This window comes from Leptospira soteropolitanensis (assembly GCF_026151655.1).
Classification (GTDB): Bacteria; Spirochaetota; Leptospiria; order Leptospirales; family Leptospiraceae; genus Leptospira_A; species Leptospira_A soteropolitanensis.
Genome location: NZ_JAMQPN010000009.1, coordinates 1 through 15,458 on the forward strand (window position 1 = coordinate 1; position 15,458 = coordinate 15,458).

Annotated in this window: 16 protein-coding genes; 6 read left to right on the top strand and 10 right to left on the bottom strand. The window is 38.1% G+C overall.

All coding sequences use genetic code 11. The annotated features are described in order from the left end of the window. Both lnt and ND811_RS15935 read left to right on the top strand, forming a co-directional pair. A partial coding sequence (gene lnt, locus ND811_RS15930) for an apolipoprotein N-acyltransferase (protein WP_265365537.1) occupies positions 1 to 1,060 on the top strand: 1,060 nt, incomplete at its 5' end. Between the two features lie 25 nt (positions 1,061 to 1,085). Continuing rightward, positions 1,086 to 1,382: a hypothetical protein gene (locus ND811_RS15935; protein WP_265353110.1), complete on the top strand. Its 297-nt coding sequence runs from the start codon at positions 1,086 to 1,088 to the stop codon at positions 1,380 to 1,382. Between the two features lie 97 nt (positions 1,383 to 1,479). Here the strand turns inward: ND811_RS15935 and ND811_RS15940 are convergent, their stop codons facing one another. Continuing rightward, positions 1,480 to 3,480: a helicase gene (locus ND811_RS15940; RefSeq protein WP_265353109.1), complete on the bottom strand. Its 2,001-nt coding sequence runs from the start codon at positions 3,478 to 3,480 to the stop codon at positions 1,480 to 1,482. Positions 3,481 to 3,595: 115 nt separating this feature from the next. Between ND811_RS15940 and ND811_RS15945 the strand changes: the two genes are divergently transcribed. Genes ND811_RS15945 through ND811_RS15960 form a run of 4 tightly spaced genes read left to right on the top strand, consistent with a single transcriptional unit; the run spans position 3,596 to position 8,234 of the window. Beyond that, on the top strand, positions 3,596 to 4,894 hold the full coding sequence (locus ND811_RS15945; RefSeq protein WP_265353108.1) for an ABC1 kinase family protein: 1,299 nt from the start codon (positions 3,596 to 3,598) through the stop codon (positions 4,892 to 4,894). A gap of 10 nt (positions 4,895 to 4,904) precedes the next feature. Beyond that, positions 4,905 to 5,144: a FeoA family protein gene (locus tag ND811_RS15950; protein ID WP_265353107.1), complete on the top strand. Its 240-nt coding sequence runs from the start codon at positions 4,905 to 4,907 to the stop codon at positions 5,142 to 5,144. Further along, positions 5,141 to 7,210 (top strand): ferrous iron transport protein B, encoded by a 2,070-nt coding sequence (gene feoB / locus ND811_RS15955; RefSeq protein ID WP_265353106.1) that lies wholly within the window; start codon positions 5,141 to 5,143, stop codon positions 7,208 to 7,210. Before ND811_RS15950 ends, feoB begins: the two co-directional genes overlap by 4 nt. A gap of 31 nt (positions 7,211 to 7,241) precedes the next feature. Beyond that, positions 7,242 to 8,234: an N-acetylneuraminate synthase family protein gene (locus ND811_RS15960; RefSeq protein WP_265353105.1), complete on the top strand. Its 993-nt coding sequence runs from the start codon at positions 7,242 to 7,244 to the stop codon at positions 8,232 to 8,234. A 13-nt stretch (positions 8,235 to 8,247) separates the two neighbouring features. On the opposite strand, the gene ND811_RS15965 is transcribed toward ND811_RS15960, so the two are convergent. The 9 genes from ND811_RS15965 to ND811_RS16005 all read right to left on the bottom strand — a co-directional run bounded on the left by ND811_RS15965 (position 8,248) and on the right by ND811_RS16005 (position 15,436). Continuing rightward, positions 8,248 to 9,480: a vitamin K epoxide reductase/DsbA family protein gene (locus ND811_RS15965; protein ID WP_265353104.1), complete on the bottom strand. Its 1,233-nt coding sequence runs from the start codon at positions 9,478 to 9,480 to the stop codon at positions 8,248 to 8,250. After that, positions 9,480 to 10,226, bottom strand: coding sequence for a 1-(5-phosphoribosyl)-5-[(5-phosphoribosylamino)methylideneamino]imidazole-4-carboxamide isomerase (gene hisA / locus ND811_RS15970; RefSeq protein ID WP_265353103.1), 747 nt, complete (start codon positions 10,224 to 10,226; stop codon positions 9,480 to 9,482). The genes ND811_RS15965 and hisA overlap by 1 nt, the downstream gene beginning before the upstream one ends. Position 10,227: 1 nt before the next feature. Beyond that, positions 10,228 to 10,854 (bottom strand): imidazole glycerol phosphate synthase subunit HisH, encoded by a 627-nt coding sequence (gene hisH, locus ND811_RS15975; protein ID WP_265353102.1) that lies wholly within the window; start codon positions 10,852 to 10,854, stop codon positions 10,228 to 10,230. After that, positions 10,851 to 11,432, bottom strand: coding sequence for an imidazoleglycerol-phosphate dehydratase HisB (hisB, locus tag ND811_RS15980; protein ID WP_265353101.1), 582 nt, complete (start codon positions 11,430 to 11,432; stop codon positions 10,851 to 10,853). Before hisB ends, hisH begins: the two co-directional genes overlap by 4 nt. Positions 11,433 to 11,695: 263 nt before the next feature. Then, complete coding sequence (locus tag ND811_RS15985; protein ID WP_265353100.1) at positions 11,696 to 12,163, bottom strand: LIC11177 family protein; 468 nt, start codon at positions 12,161 to 12,163, stop codon at positions 11,696 to 11,698. Between the two features lie 49 nt (positions 12,164 to 12,212). Continuing rightward, a complete protein-coding gene (locus ND811_RS15990) occupies positions 12,213 to 13,160 on the bottom strand; it encodes a rhomboid family intramembrane serine protease (protein WP_265353099.1) in 948 nt (315 codons plus the stop codon). A gap of 182 nt (positions 13,161 to 13,342) precedes the next feature. Further along, positions 13,343 to 14,041, bottom strand: a complete 699-nt coding sequence (locus tag ND811_RS15995; RefSeq protein WP_265353098.1) for a Crp/Fnr family transcriptional regulator — start codon at positions 14,039 to 14,041, stop codon at positions 13,343 to 13,345. A 65-nt stretch (positions 14,042 to 14,106) separates the two neighbouring features. Then, complete coding sequence (locus ND811_RS16000) at positions 14,107 to 14,925, bottom strand: enoyl-CoA hydratase/isomerase family protein (RefSeq protein WP_265353097.1); 819 nt, start codon at positions 14,923 to 14,925, stop codon at positions 14,107 to 14,109. Beyond that, on the bottom strand, positions 14,909 to 15,436 hold the full coding sequence (locus tag ND811_RS16005; RefSeq protein WP_265353096.1) for a hypothetical protein: 528 nt from the start codon (positions 15,434 to 15,436) through the stop codon (positions 14,909 to 14,911). The genes ND811_RS16000 and ND811_RS16005 overlap by 17 nt, the downstream gene beginning before the upstream one ends. Between the last annotated feature and the right edge of the window lie 22 nt (positions 15,437 to 15,458).

Genomic DNA, 15,458 nt, shown 5'->3' on the forward strand with positions numbered 1-15,458 from the left:
AATGTTTTTAAAACAATCACGAGAGATTAGGATTTATCTTTTGTATCTTTTACCTATTTTTTGTTTTTTCTCAATTAACTTATACTTTCTTGCAGAAACTATTCCACAAGGGAAAATTACCCATCTCGCCTTAATCCAACCAAACACAAAATATGCGAAGCGTGAAGTGCAAGAAAATCAAGATTGGATGACAAACACAATCCAATCGGTTTACGATATAGGTTTGGAAACAATTCGTTATTCACCGAAGCCAATTGATTTACTGGTTTTACCAGAATCTTCTGTTCCATTTCTTGGAACTCTCAATACGAATGGTCCTAATTCCACCTATAGCCAAAGTTTTGTGGATATTACACAAAATCTTGTAAAACTAAGTAATGCTCCCCTAGTGTTTAATGAATTGGTTTGGGATGGTGGATCAAGAAACTCTTTAACTCTCCTTCAACCCATATCTTTCACTTCAGAAAGAAGATATAAACAGATCTTATTGCCTTTTGGAGAATATTTACCGGGAGAAAAACACTTTCCTTGGCTTAGGACCGTATTCCCCGAAACGAGTCAACATATTCCAGGGAACCTAACAGAAGCAGTCAAGTTCCAAACCAAATCGGGCGAAATGGTTACATTTAGTCCGCTCATCTGTTATGAAATCTTATACCCAGAATTAGTTCGTAAAATGATAAAACATTCCCCGTCTGAATTCATCCTAAATCTTACGAATGATTCTTGGTTTGAAAGTCAAACAGAGACAATGCAACATGCAGGTGCTGGTAGGCTTAGGTCCATTGAACAAGGAAGACCAGTTGTCAGAGTTGCGGTCACAGGGCTAACGACTGCCTATGATTTATGGGGAAGGGAGATGATGGGTGATTTACAAACATTCCAAAAAGCAATCGGATATTTGGATTTACCGTTAGTCTCCAAGGAAAGAAAAACACCTTATATCCAATTCGGTCCAAGTCCTTGGCGGATCTTGGCCGTTTTTCTAATATTTTTTGTTTTTTTCCGTAGTCCCCGTCATATACTCACCAATAAAATGAAAAATGAAATTGAAATTTAGGTAAGGAAAGAAAGGCTATTCGAATATGGAATGGGAAAAAATACTTCGCGATGCGGTGAAAGAAAATTCAATTAAGGAATTGTATCTCAGAAAGGTACCTTCTTTAAAGACCTGCGAAGATTGGAATAAGGTCGTAGAAGTGGGAACTGTGGACCACAAAACGAAATATGCTTATTATAAAGGTGGACTTGTTAAATACGGAGAAAGATTGTTCTTCGTCACCCAAGAACGTTTGGATGCGGTTTCTCCTTTTCGCAAATGGGATTTTAAAAACAAAATTAAAGTCACTGACCCAGAACTCACGGCAGGCGAAAAAAAATAAGACATACCTCGGGACCAAATACCCACAAGACCTCTGCGTACATAAAAAAAGACCAACAATAGTTGGTCTTTTTTTATTGAATCTAGGTAAGCGGCAATTACCGATTCAATCGAATGATCATATTCAATTTTTCTGCGATGGCAATGACTTCCATGACCTTTGATTTTTCGATAATGATCCCTGTCGGGCTCACTTCTTCCAAAACAAACTTCTTCCCTTTAATTTGACCAAGGAGGAGCTCCATCACCTGCGAGTCTTTGGTTCTTAGGAGAACCGAATCTTCCGTAATGGTCACAATTGGTAAATTGTTACCCCAATCATCTAATAAAAAGAGTAAGTTTTGTGCAAGATCTGCCTTCGAAGATTCTCTTAAAAAATGAACAAATGTTTCTTTGTCGTAACCAAGTAAAATTCCCAGTTGGAAACTGTCTTTGGTTAGTAAAAAAGTATAAACCCTATCGTAATCTTTTAACTCACAAAAAGCTTTTAATAAATGAATTCCATGTAGAGAAACTCTATCAGGAAAAGCAATGATTGAAAAGTCTGGGTTGATGGTAATTCCACCCTTTTCAGTTACAGTAACTAAAGGTTCATGGTTGAAATAATGGGCGCCAAGTTCAGAAAGGCTCAAGTTTCGCTGTGGATATTCCACTTCAATGAGACCAAAGAGTTGTAAGTAAAAAATAGCAGAGATGATTTCTTTACGTAAGTCAGCTAAATCTTCTTCATAAGTTTTAATCTGAAAGGTTGGTGAAAAAACCAAATGATCTCGGATGATATGGGAAAATATCACGGATGTGTTGATTTTTCCATGTGCCATAATGAGTTTTACAGTTTTATCTAAAATTCCTTTTTCGTAGAACGGAACTTCGGTGGCAGTAAATACTTCGGCAGGATTGAGACGGCGAGTCCTTGCTTCATTGACTTCATGAATCACGAGTTTCATGATTTCAAAGATATCTTTTTTTAAGAATTCATCAGTCTCTTGAATGAGAATGACATTCTCACCTTTGATATCTACGTATCCTAAGAGTTTTAGGATCGGAAGGATTAGTTCAATTTGATAAACCTGGCTTTTTTCAGGAAAAATTTCTATATCAGGAGATAGAAGCTCAGTTTCTGTTCTTTTGTGATCTGCCTGTTTGATTTTCCCTGATTTTGCAAGGTTCAAACCTTTTCGTGAAATATACGAAATGAGTTTCTTTACATTGAGAAAAAAATCGAGACCATTGGCAGAAATTTTTTCCTGACGTACTCTTGTTCCCTTTTTTACCGGAGGCAAAATAGGAGAAAATTGCAAATGATCTAAAATTTCTTTCGGGATCACGATCACCCGAATGAATTTGTCCTCTACATAGTATAAATCGCGAACTAAATAAAGAGAGGTTAAATGCGGAATGGTTTGTTCAAATTTACCACGGTTGACAGTGATGTAGTTACGAATGGTATCTGCTTCAATGACACCACCATGAATGTAAATTTGATGAAGAACATCTTTATCAAAATCAGAAAGACCATCAATTAGCTTTTGAAGAAACTCTTGCTCTAGAGCATTCTTTAAGAATGTTTCAATGTGTTCGCCTTTTTTCGCACCAACAGCTTCCTTCCATTCTTCTGGAAGCTCAGCAATTGTGGCTTTATGTAAGGCCTTCTCAATCGAAAATTTAAACTTTTCACCCTTAGGGTTTGTTTCGACTTTGATGAGTTTTAAATATTCATCATACGTATGGTATTTATCTAAATTGTTAGTAAGACGTTCGCGGTTTTTTCGTTGGTATAAAAGATAATACTTTCGAAGGACGTTCAGTTCCATTTCCACGTTGATCGGTGGAATGTTAACCTTTCTCGAAATTTCTCCGAGTGTCATAACCCCTTTGTTCTTTAAAATGGAAGTCAATATGTTGACTTGGAGGGGTGTGAACTTTTCCAGAACCCCTTTTAGGTAAAATTCATTCTGGAAAATCTCCATGAGACCCAAAATGGTCGATTTTTTGTCCTTTCCTGGGATCTTTTGGATGTTCCAAAGGCTTGCGATTTTTTTGATCTCGTTGAGATCGAGTTTCTCTAACTCTTGGTACAGGACAGTTTCTTGGCTCATGGTTGCGATTTGATAAGTTTTTGATTGAGACCTAATCCTGCAACTCTATTTCACTTACAGGATCGAAGGGGATTTTCTCGTTTCCAATCCCGATTTAGGTCTCAAACTAGGACGTATGGATTCCCTTTCTGAAATCGTTTCTTTCGGCTGGCAATCGAGCCTACGGGTCGCCCACTCCAGTTTTGTATTCACTTCTAAGGCGTTAGGGATTCTGGCCCAGCTCACCAAGGGAAACCCCAATCATAGAGAAATAGCCATCGCCCTCCGAGAAGCATTTTCAAATTTGGGAGCCACTTATATCAAACTGGGCCAATTTATCGCAAGTGCGCCCTCCCTCTTTCCCAAAGAATATGTAGAAGAAATGCAGGCATGTCTGGACTCCGTGCGACCGGTAGCTTTTCGGGACATTCGATCTTCCGTAGAACGTGAATTGGGTGGGAAACTAGAAACCTTATTCCATTCCTTCGATGAATCCCCTCTTGCCTCCGCCTCCATTGCACAAGTCCACGCGGCGGTCACAAAAGAAGGTTTGGACGTAGTTGTAAAGGTGCAAAGGCCCGATGTCCATCTAACATTAAAGACGGATATGCAGATTTTAGGTATCCTTACTAAAATCTTAGAATTCATTGCACCCGAATTTAAAAAGTCAGGTCTTACTGCAATGTTTGAAGAATTTCAAACTTCAATCTTACAAGAAATAGATTTTATCCAAGAAGCAAAAAACATTGAAGAGTTTGAAAATTATCTTTTGCGTGTGAAAGAATCCAGAGCAAGAGTTCCTAGAGTTTACCATACACTTTCCACTAAAAAAGTTTTAACTATGGAAAGATTTTATGGAGTTCCTATTACAGATGAAGTCGGCCTTCGAAAATACACGAATAATCCTAGAAAAGTTTTAAGTGATGCTTTAGAAATTTGGTTTTCATCTCTTTCCAACCAAGGTTTTTTTCATGCTGATGTACATGCCGGAAATTTAATGATTCTAAAAGATGGGACCATTGGATTTATCGATTTTGGAATTGTGGGGCGAATTTCTCCTAAAATTTGGAAAGGACTTATGTTGTTTACTCAAGGCATCGGAATCGGCGAACCTACATTAGTTGCTAAGGGATTGGTAGAAATGGATTCAACTGATAGCGGAGTCAATCCTGCCGTTCTTGCAAAGGAATTAGATTCAGTTTTTAATGAATTAGAATCAGTATACGTACATTTAACCGACAATGAGATATTTGACGAATCCAAGGTGAATCGGATTATGTACGAGATGAAGGAAATTGCCGAAAAAAATGGATTAAAAATACCAAGGGAATTTGCACTTCTCATGAAACAAATGTTATATTTTGACAGATACGTGAAGTCGATTGCACCAGAAATCAATTTATTCCGGGACACACAAAAATTTGCCATCTCATAAACTTAAGACAATGACAATACAAGATTTAAAAATTGGAGAAACTGCAGCGATTGTTTCTTTAGATTCAAGACAACTTCCAAAACCAATGTTAACCGAGTTATTAGAACTAGGCTTTTTCCCTGGGGCCGAAATCACACTCAAAGATAAATCATCTTTGCTTGGAAAAATGATTTGTGATCTTAACGGCAGCACAATTGCCCTACGAATCAACGACGGAAAAGCCATAGAGATAAAATTAAAATCAACATGAAACAAAATCGAATTTATTTAGTCGGAAACCCCAACTGCGGGAAGTCAACGTTATTCAATCAGCTTACCGGCCTCAAACAAAAAACGGGAAACTTCAGCGGAGTCACCGTTGAAAAAAGAGAAGGAACTCTAAATTTAGATAATGTTGACTGGACTATCACCGACTTACCGGGTACATACGGTCTTGGAGGGGTGGCAGAGGATAAAAAAATTGCTTATGAAATACTACTTTCAAGAACACCGGACGAACAAGTTATATATGTTTTGGATGCACTGAATTTAGAACGCGGCCTTCAGTTTTTATTACAAATTATTGATATGGGTGTTCCAACACTTGTGGTTCTAACCATGAAAGATGTGCTCGAGAAAAAAAGAATTCAATTGGATTTAGAAAAACTAGAAAAATCCATCGGGCTTCAATTCATTTTGGTCAATGCAAAGTCTGGAGAAGGTATTGATCACTTAAAAGAGATTCTAAAAAAACAAGATAGCTTTCAGAAACGCCCAAGATTATGGAATTGGGATTCAAAAGAAGAATCGTTTTTAGCAGAAGCAAAACAAAAGTTAGGCATTAATACAAACGAAGCAGAGTTCTTTTTATCTCAATCTTTAAAATTTATCAATAAAGATCCACACTTAAATGACAAACGTTATTTTACAAAATTTCCTGAAGAAACAGGGAATTGGCTAAAGTCTGCTATAGAAGGCAAAGGATATAACTTTTATTACCAAGAAGAGATGATCCATCGTTCTTTCTTTATCAAAAAGGTTTTGGCAAATGTAATCACCTATCCGAAGTCCATTCCAGGAAGTTGGGAAGAAAAATTGGATCGCCTCTTATTACATCCGATTCTTGGATTTGTCTGTTTTTTCCTTTTAATGGGACTTCTTTTTCAAAGTTTGTTTAGTTTTGCAGAGCTACCGATGGATTTAATTGAATCAGGTATAACAAGCTTACAATCGTTTGTTGAAAGTTTATTAAGCGACGGACTTTTAAAATCCTTAATTTGTGAAGGAATCATTGGTGGAGTAGGAAGTGTGATTGTATTTATTCCACAGATTGCCCTATTATTCCTCTTCATTGGGATTTTAGAAGAGTCTGGATATTTGGCACGGGCAAGTTTTTTAATGGATCGAGTTATGGGTAAATTCGGATTATCAGGGAAGTCTTTTATTCCCTTACTCTCTTCGGCAGCTTGTGCCGTTCCCGCTATCCTTGGGACAAGAACCATAGAAAACAAATCGGATCGCTTTACAACGATTATGGTATCACCTCTAATTATGTGTTCGGCTAGATACCCTGTTTATATTTTAATTGTAGGAACAGTTTTTAGTTTTCCCCCTGTATTTGGGATATTTAATATCCAAGGTTTTGTTCTTTTTTCTATGTTTTCGCTTGGTATGATCGCAAGTTTGGGTTTTGCACTTCTCTTTCGCAAAACAGTGTTTAAAGAAGATGCTTCCTATTTTGTTATGGAACTTCCCAGATACAATCTCCCCTCTGCAAGAAGTTTGTTTCATACAGTCTTTGCAAAGGTAAAATCATTTTTGTCTACTGCAGGCCAGATCATTTTATATATATCCGTTTTGCTCTGGTTTTTAAGTCACTTCCCGGCTGATTACAAAAATAACGAATGGAAAACAAGCCCAATAGAAAATTCTTATATTGGAACTATCGGAAAAGTGATGGAACCCGCTATTAAACCACTTGGTTTCGATTGGAAAATTGGTATTTCCATTTTAACTTCTTTTGCAGCAAGAGAGGTTATGGTTTCCACCTTAGCTGTGCTATATGGTTCCGAAGAAAACGAAGAAGGCGAATCGCTTCGATCTATGCTTCGCACAGAAAAAAGGGAAGATGGATCACCGGTTTGGACGCCGCTCTCAGGACTGTCTTTACTTGTGTTTTTTGCCTTTGCCAGCCAATGTATGTCTACTCTGGCCGTGACAAAAAAAGAAACAGGAACTTTATTTTGGCCAGTTGTACAATTTTTATATATGACAACTCTTGCGATTTGTTCATCCTTTCTTATTTTCCAATTAGGAAAGATTTTAGGATTTTCTTAATTTGCCGACAATGATCTAAAGAAGGGAACACTTGGATTTTAAAATTGGATCAAAAACTTTAACAAGAAAATCGGAACCGTATTTAGTTGCCGAAATTGGGCTAAACCACAATGCAAATTTAGAAATTGGCAAAAGAACCATAGCCAAAGCAAAAGAATCTGGAGCACACGCGGTCAAGTTCCAAACCTACCGAACGGAAGAGTTCATTGATTCGACAAACCCTGATGTAAAATTTCTATATGACATTTTTAAACAATACGAATTAAATGAATCGCAACATAAAGAACTTCAAAAAACTGCATTGGATCTTGGACTTGATTTTTTTTCCACACCGCTATGTGATTCCGCAGTTGATTTGTTATGTGAACTAAATGTACCAGTATTAAAAATTGCCTCGGGTGATATTGTTAATTTACCATTATTAAACAAATCCATTCAATCGGGAAAACCATTGATCGTTTCTACAGGTGCCGCTTTGCCTGAAGAAGTTACAAGAGCCATTTCACTTTTTCAAAAACAGAAAACAGAGGTTTGTTTACTCCACTGTGTGTCCATGTATCCCACTCCACTCAATAAAGTGAACCTTCAGTCGATTCCCTTTTATTTGGATACAACAGAATATGTTGTGGGTTTTAGCGATCATTCGGATGGAAGTTTGGCTTCTTCAGTGGCCTGTGGTTTGGGTGCCGTCGTATTTGAAAAACACTTTACTTTGGATCGAAATTTAGAAGGTCCTGATCATGGAATTTCAATGGATCCAATGATGTTTACTAAATTGGCCAATGATTTAAAACAAAGTTTTGAAATGGGTGGGCTGTATGGAAAGAATACACATACAGAAGAAACGAATGGTTGGTTCTATGGAAGGAGATCCTTATACAAAAAAGGGGAATCCATTCTTAGTTTAAGACCTGCTTTGCATACTAAAGATACAAATATTTTAAATTCTTGGGAGTTGGATCGGGTGGGAGATCCTTCCCTTTTACAAGAAGGACCTATTATATTGGCACCTAAGTCTAAATAGGTGCCATTCTATTCTACATTTTTTGAATGATTTGTTCTAGAAGTGATTTTAGAAATATTGGATTTGGAGTACCACTTTCAATTTTTCTATCGTTCACATAAAGAGAAGGAGTTGATTGAATATTCAACTTTTCTGCCTCATCAATCTCAGCATTCAATTGGTTTTGTGCCTCTTTAGAAGCCATACAAGCTTTCAATGAATTGACATTGAGTCCAATGGAATTTGCTAAATTTACAACACTAGATCCGGAATGAGCGACACCCTTTTCTAAGTTATCATATAAACCACGATACATAGGTTCGAACTTTCCTTGTTTATCAGCACAAATGGCAGCAATCGCAGCAACACAAGAGGTTGCACCTGGCCTTGGCTGTTGCATGAGGCGGTTACAAGTACCGTCTAACGGAAAGTTCTTATATACAACTCGAACCATTCCATCATATTCAGAAAGAACCGTATGTAAGATATGGCTTGTATGCATACAGTGTCCGCAATTATAATCAGCATACTTAACAATAGTTATAGGTGCATCTTTTTTACCAATAAAAGGATAACCGTCCACTTTGATTCCAAGTGTTGGCTCTTGGAAATAAGCGGCAATTTTGGATTGCATTTCTTGAGAATCCATTCCTCTAGAAGTGGCCAATGTATTCGAATTGGACCCACTCACCCACATTTTGCTTGTCGCAAATCCCAGAGAAAAACTGAAAAAATAAACAAGTGCTGCAGTGGTAATACCTTCTTTGATTGCTACAGGGAAATTTAGTGTTGGTTTTCCCTCTGTTTTCCAAAGTAAAAACAAAATTGCAAGTAACACTATTGTAACTATGTATGTGATGAAACAAAGTTGACAAATGGTTCCAATGATCCCCACAGAGATTCCCAAAAGAACGAAATCAAAAACTAACCCTAATACCAAAATTGGCAAAAGTAGAGAAATAAAGTTTGATACTTCCTCATTCGATTTAGCTCTAGTTACTAAAAAGAAGGAATAAGTAAGTAATCCGTAAAAACCGAATCCGAGTAATGCGATAGGAACATTCCCTAAAAAAGGAACTCCAGGAATCGCAGAATAAGAACTCTCTGCTACTTTTAAACAGGAGTCCCCGCCACCTAATGCAGAACATGCGGAGCTTGCAACATTTTCAGTGCCAATACCAAAGTATTCGATTGCCAATAGGAAAGAGACGATGAGTCCAATGGCTCCACCAATCACCCCTGCTAATGCTAAATTCTTACGATTCATCAATTTTCATTCCTCTTCTTACTTAGAATCCTGATACTTTCTTTTAGGTCTAATTTTCCTTCATAAATGGCTTTTCCCGTAATGGCTCCAAAAAGTTTCCCTTGGGAAGCGTCATAAAGATTCACCAAATCATCGATAGAAGAAACTCCACCCGAAGCTACCAGTTGTAAATCCGGGAAAAGAGATAAGAGCTCTAAATACACCTGAGTATTGGGCCCTGCCATCATTCCATCTTTCGAGATATCGGTAAAAATTACATGCCTGACTCCCATATCATACATTTTTTTTAAAAAATCAATGTATTTGATACCGGAGTTAGTTTCCCAGCCTTTTGTACGAACAAACCCATCTTTTGCATCCACTCCAATCACAATGCGATCTGGACTGTAAGTGTTAAGAGCCTTTTCCACAATAAATGGATTTTCCACCGCCACAGTTCCTAAAATAAACCGGGACACTCCTAATCCATCGTAAAACTTCATATTTTCCAAAGAGCGAATTCCGCCACCTAACTCTAACTCTACGGAACAGTTATCTTTGATTTTTCGAATGGCATTTTCATTTTCTGACTTTCCAGTTTTAGCTGCATTTAAATCAACGATGTGGATGAGCGTGGCACCTTGTTCTTCAAATACTTGGATCATCTTCTCTGGTTCAGAAGAATATACCGTCTTTTGAGAATAGTCACCTTGGAGTAAACGTACAGCTTGGTTATCTAAAAGATCAATGGCAGGTAATACTAACATATTAAAGTTCTATAAAGTTTTTCAGGATTCCAAGTCCTGTTGTATCTGATTTTTCAGGGTGGAATTGTGTTCCAAATACGGTTTCCTTCTCTACAACTGCAGGAAAGGATTCCCCGTAATAATGACAGTTAGCTGTAATATCCAAACGATCTACACCAACAGGTCTGTAGGAATGGATAAAATACATAAAGGACTCATTTGGAATTCCTTTCAGTAGCTTTGTATTTTTAGCTTTGATATCGAATAATTTATTCCAACCCATATGAGGAACTTTCAAATTTGGTTTTCCTTCAAATTTTCGAATTTTCCCTCGAATGAAACCGAGACCTGGAATCGTTGTTCCGGCTTTGGAAGTTTCATCCGAGTCTTCGAATAACACTTGGTAACCGATGCAAATTCCAAACAAAGGTTTTTTTGCGGCAACATGGTCTTTTAGAACAGAAGAAAATCCAGCTTCATTTAGGTTCTGCATCGCTTTATCAAAATGCCCGTCACCAGGCAAAATGATTTTATCTGCTTTTTTTACCACTTCTAGATCACTTGTGAATTGGAAATCATTCGAATAAAGTGAAACAGCTTTTAGTAGGGAATGGATATTCCCCATTCCAAAATCTAAAACTGCGATCACTCAAGCATTCCTTTTGTAGAAGGGATTTGATCCTTAGCGAAAGTATCGATGGCAATGGCTTGTCTTAGTGCCTTACCAAGGGCTTTAAAAATAGACTCATGAATGTGGTGGCGGTTTTCGCCGTAGTGTACAACAACGTGTAGATTCATTTTGGCATTAAGAGCAAATTTCTGAAGGAACTCAAGAGAGAGTTCAGCATCATAAATTCCAAATTTCCCATCCATCGGAGGTCCAGTGTATTTAAAATAAAAACGACCCCCTAAATCTACCGCAACCGTAGTTAACACTTCATCCATTGGCAATGTGAAATGACCATAACGGAAAATTCCTTTTTTATCACCTAACTGTGTATGGATCATTTGTCCCATAAGGATAGCTGTGTCTTCCACTGAGTGGTGGCAATCGATACCAATATCTCCGCGAAGTTTGAGGTCCATATCGATCAGACCATGTTTGGAGATATGAGAGAGCATATGCTCGAAAAAAGGGATTTCTGTATCAAACTGATAGACCCCTGTGCCTCGAACGTTGAGGTCGAGTCGGATGTCTGTCTCGGATGTCTTTCTTGATTCCACCATATTCCTAGCATGTTTGGTAGAAAACCCAGGTGTCAAGAGAGAATGTAGGAGAACTTTAAGAGGCGAGGCTTAAGACCCCAGCCAAATCATACCCAACAAACACCCAGAAAATATAAAGTAAAGCAATCACCGTAAAAATAAGAATTCGTTTCCAATGTTCCTGCAAAGAAGTCCCTCTAAAAGGAGAAACAACTGAAAATCAAGTTCTTCTCAGATTTTTAGGGAATTCCCATTTTTTTGAAGGCGGAGTTCCTAGAGTCTACCTATTTTCCAAAACGTTGGTTGAACATCCGCACAAGCTCAGAAATGGAATCTTCCACATATTTAAAATGTTTCGGTTTCATTGGATCTAGCGGCATCATATCATGAATTTTTTTATAACGGTCAAAGGATTCACGAATGTATTCCAAATACTTTTGGCTCGTGATCCCATAACGTTTGAATAGAGATTCGTTCTCGAGAAACATCCTCTTAAAATCGTCTGCATACGTCCCATCATTCAAGAAATAGAAACGAAGGTCTGTTTTGGCCTGTGAAAAAACGATGTCTATATTCGTAATGAATTTGGATGTTTTGGCTGTATCTGGTGTTTCTTGGCTCTGGGAGGATAATTTAGCGGCTGCTTGTTCGATCGCTTTTTTTTCAGAGCTACGTTTTTCTTTTTCGAATTCTTTTGCTAATTTTTCGCGTTTGAGAACCTCTTCCACAGAGGATTTCTTTTCTACAGGCATGTTTTCATTATCCCCATCTCAGGTGTCTGTCAAGGAATTAGACGAAAAATTATTCTTTTGCCTTACGAAGAGCACAATTTGCCAACCATTCGCAACGCAAACAGATCGGATCCTCGGTGTTATACGTAGAAGGTGGGCAAATATTGGCACCTGCCACTTGCATTCCTTGTAAATAATTTATTACCGAATCCTTGTCCTTTTGGGAGGCTATCTGTTTCAGCACAGATTCGTTGATTTTTTTTTGATCGAGAAAAAGATCTTCAACGACAGCTGGTTTGGCCTTCTGTTGGATTTTGTTTTCTCTAGGTGGCTCCCATTCTAATCCCGGAATGTACGGTAAACTTCCCGGTTTGATCTTTTTTTGAAAAATTTTATAGAGAAGTAAGGCAGTGAGGGCACCGCCTAAATGACAGGTATTAGAGATGGCACCATTTCCCAGTTGGGAAATTAAATATCCGATCACAAGAGAAACCCAAACGGCATTTTTTGCTTTTACCGGAAAAATGAATAAAAGTAATTCCGCATTCGGGTAAAAAATTCCAAAAAGAGCGAGTAATCCAAATAAAGCACCGGAAGCACCGATTGTTTGTGTGGTCATCGATTCTAAAAAAGGGATATTTCCACCTAACATCTCATTCAAATAAGCAGAGAGAACTACGAATATTCCCGCACCAATTTGAGAAGCAAAATATAAAATGGTAAACTTAGTTTTCCCAATGATGGGAATGATGTTAGAACCCAACATATACATCCCATACATGTTTACCAGTAAGTGGAAAGGAATCAAATCTACTGCATGTAAAAAGCCATAAGTGAAAACTTGCCAAACAGCCCCACCTAACACAAAATCAGGTGTTAAACCAAATCGGTAAATCAGTTGTTGATTTGCAAAGTATTGGAGAAAAAAAACAAGACAATTGATGATGAGAATTACATTCAGGGGATGAAGGATGGGATTCCCAAATAAACTAGGACTCTGGCCTCGATTTCTAGACATGTAACCTCCAGGATTTAGATGGCTTGGAAAGAAACAAGGGAAATAAAAAAAGGGGGAATCCTTTCGGAAAGTCCCCCCGGGAGTGATTTAAGGTAAAATCAGGCAACAGACCCTACCTTGATTATCAATCACTTCTACCATCGGAATTCCGAACTGGGGGCTTAATAGCTCAGGGAAAAAATTTAGGCGATTTTTGAGAGTGAATACAGGGCTTCCCTGTTCAGGATGTCGATCCTGTTTTTGTCTACGGAGATGAATTCTCTGGCTTTGAGATCGGAAAGTGCCCGCACCAAAGTTTCTGTTTTGGTTCCAATAAATGTGGCAAGAACGTCACGAGTCACTTTGAGTTCTACATGATTCTTTCTTCCTTGCGCATTGTCTAAGACAATTAAGATTTCTGCTAATTTTTCATGGACCTGTTTGGTTCCAAGAGAAACCACATGTTCTTCCATCTCTTGCCATTCCCTTGCCATCTGTTTGAAAACTTCTTTCTGGAAGTTGATATCATCCTTTACAAGAGCATCGATCAAATCCCCGGTGATGTAACAAGCATGGGTGTCTTCCACTGCGACTACATTGTGGTGAGATACCGAATCAGAAATGCAGTCTCGAAAACCAATCCAATCCCCAGGTCCACTGAGACGTAAAGTCTGTTCCTTTCCACTAGCAAGTTGTACATAACTTCTGACAAGGCCTGATTTGATAAAGAAAAAGCCATTTGCTTTTTCTCCAGAAGTAATCAGATGTTTTCCTCTGGGGAATACAGTGAAGTCTTTACCTGCGTTGATTCTTTCAATAGTCTCATGCGCAGCACAATGAAGTACATTGTGATTTTTATAATCACAAACAAAACAATCAGGATTGAGTGGAAGATCCGCCATTCAGTTTTGATGTAACCTCTTGAAAAAACCTTGTCGAGTCTTAATTTAGAAACTTTCTAAATTTTTCATTTACCGGAAAATTTTGGTTCCCGTTTTTCTAAGATACTTTTGATCGTCTCTTTAAAGTCGTCCGAAATAAAGTTCCGCGCCTGAGATTCTGCTTCTTTTTTTAGGGCAGAATCGAGCTGTTTCCAAGAGTATAAATTATACTTTAACTCTTGCAAGGCGAGGGGTGCAGCCTTCGACAAGGAAAGTGCCAGTTCCATAGCACGAGAATAAACTTCTGATTTAGGGACACTGTCTAAAGCAAGCCCACAAGCCTTTGCAAATTTACCGTCAAAAGTTTCTCCAGTCAGTAAAAGTCTTCCCCCCAAACTTTTTCCAAGAAGCTCCGGTGATAAAAAACTAGAACCCATACCTGGATGAATTCCGAGTCTTACAAAATTGAAAGAATACTTGCCTTCTTCTGCGAAAATTCTTAGGTCACAACCAAAGGTTAATGAAAGACCAGCTCCAATGGCATGACCATTCACAGCGGCAATGACTGGAACAGGTAGTTTGCGAACGGATAAAAAGAAACCGTAGAACTTCCTCATATCACGTCTGTTTTGCGAGAACGATTTTTCAGAAAAGGATCTTAATAAATTTAAATCCCCGCCGGCGCAAAACACATCGTTTCGACCGGAAATGATCACTGCCCGAGGAAGGACTTTTTCTTTTTTAATGGAATGAATAAGGTCTGCGAACTCTTCCCCCATTTTCCAAGTCATGGAATTGCGGGAAGTGGGATTATTTAGGAAGATGGAAACTATCTTTCCATCTTCTGTTTCACGGGATTCAATTTCTAGGAATTCATACTCTTTGGTTTCAAATCGCGATTTCATCTATCTGAAAGGATTCGTACCAGGCTTTATCTTGTAAAGATAAAGGTTTATTCCCAATCTCCATATTTTCAAAGTAGTTGAGTAGAATCTCTAGGTGTTGGGATTCTAAATTCTCATTGGGAAGCGCAGAATCAATCCCTTTGCTTACCAAAACTTCCGCTCTAATTTTATCTTTATAATGGTCTGGTTTTCCGCTAAAGATCAAATGAGCAGAAATAAGATCAAAACGAATGGTATCAACAATTCTTCGGAGTGAGTCTTCCGATTCTAAAAAATAACGAGAAGCCACTTCGGTTTGGAAATAATCACCCCAAGTGATGAGATCAGGCAAAGATCCTGTCCTTTCCAAAATTTTCTTTTGAGCCTCCTCATCCGTATACAAACAACCGGCAAATCGTTCCACAATCAAATGGAGTTCCGTTAAAATGGCTAATTTCTCTGGACTGAGAAGCCCTTGGCGGATCATGGGAAGAAGTTCAGGATTGACTTGTTTAGGGAGAGTGAGTTCCATATACTTCCCATTTCGGCGAATT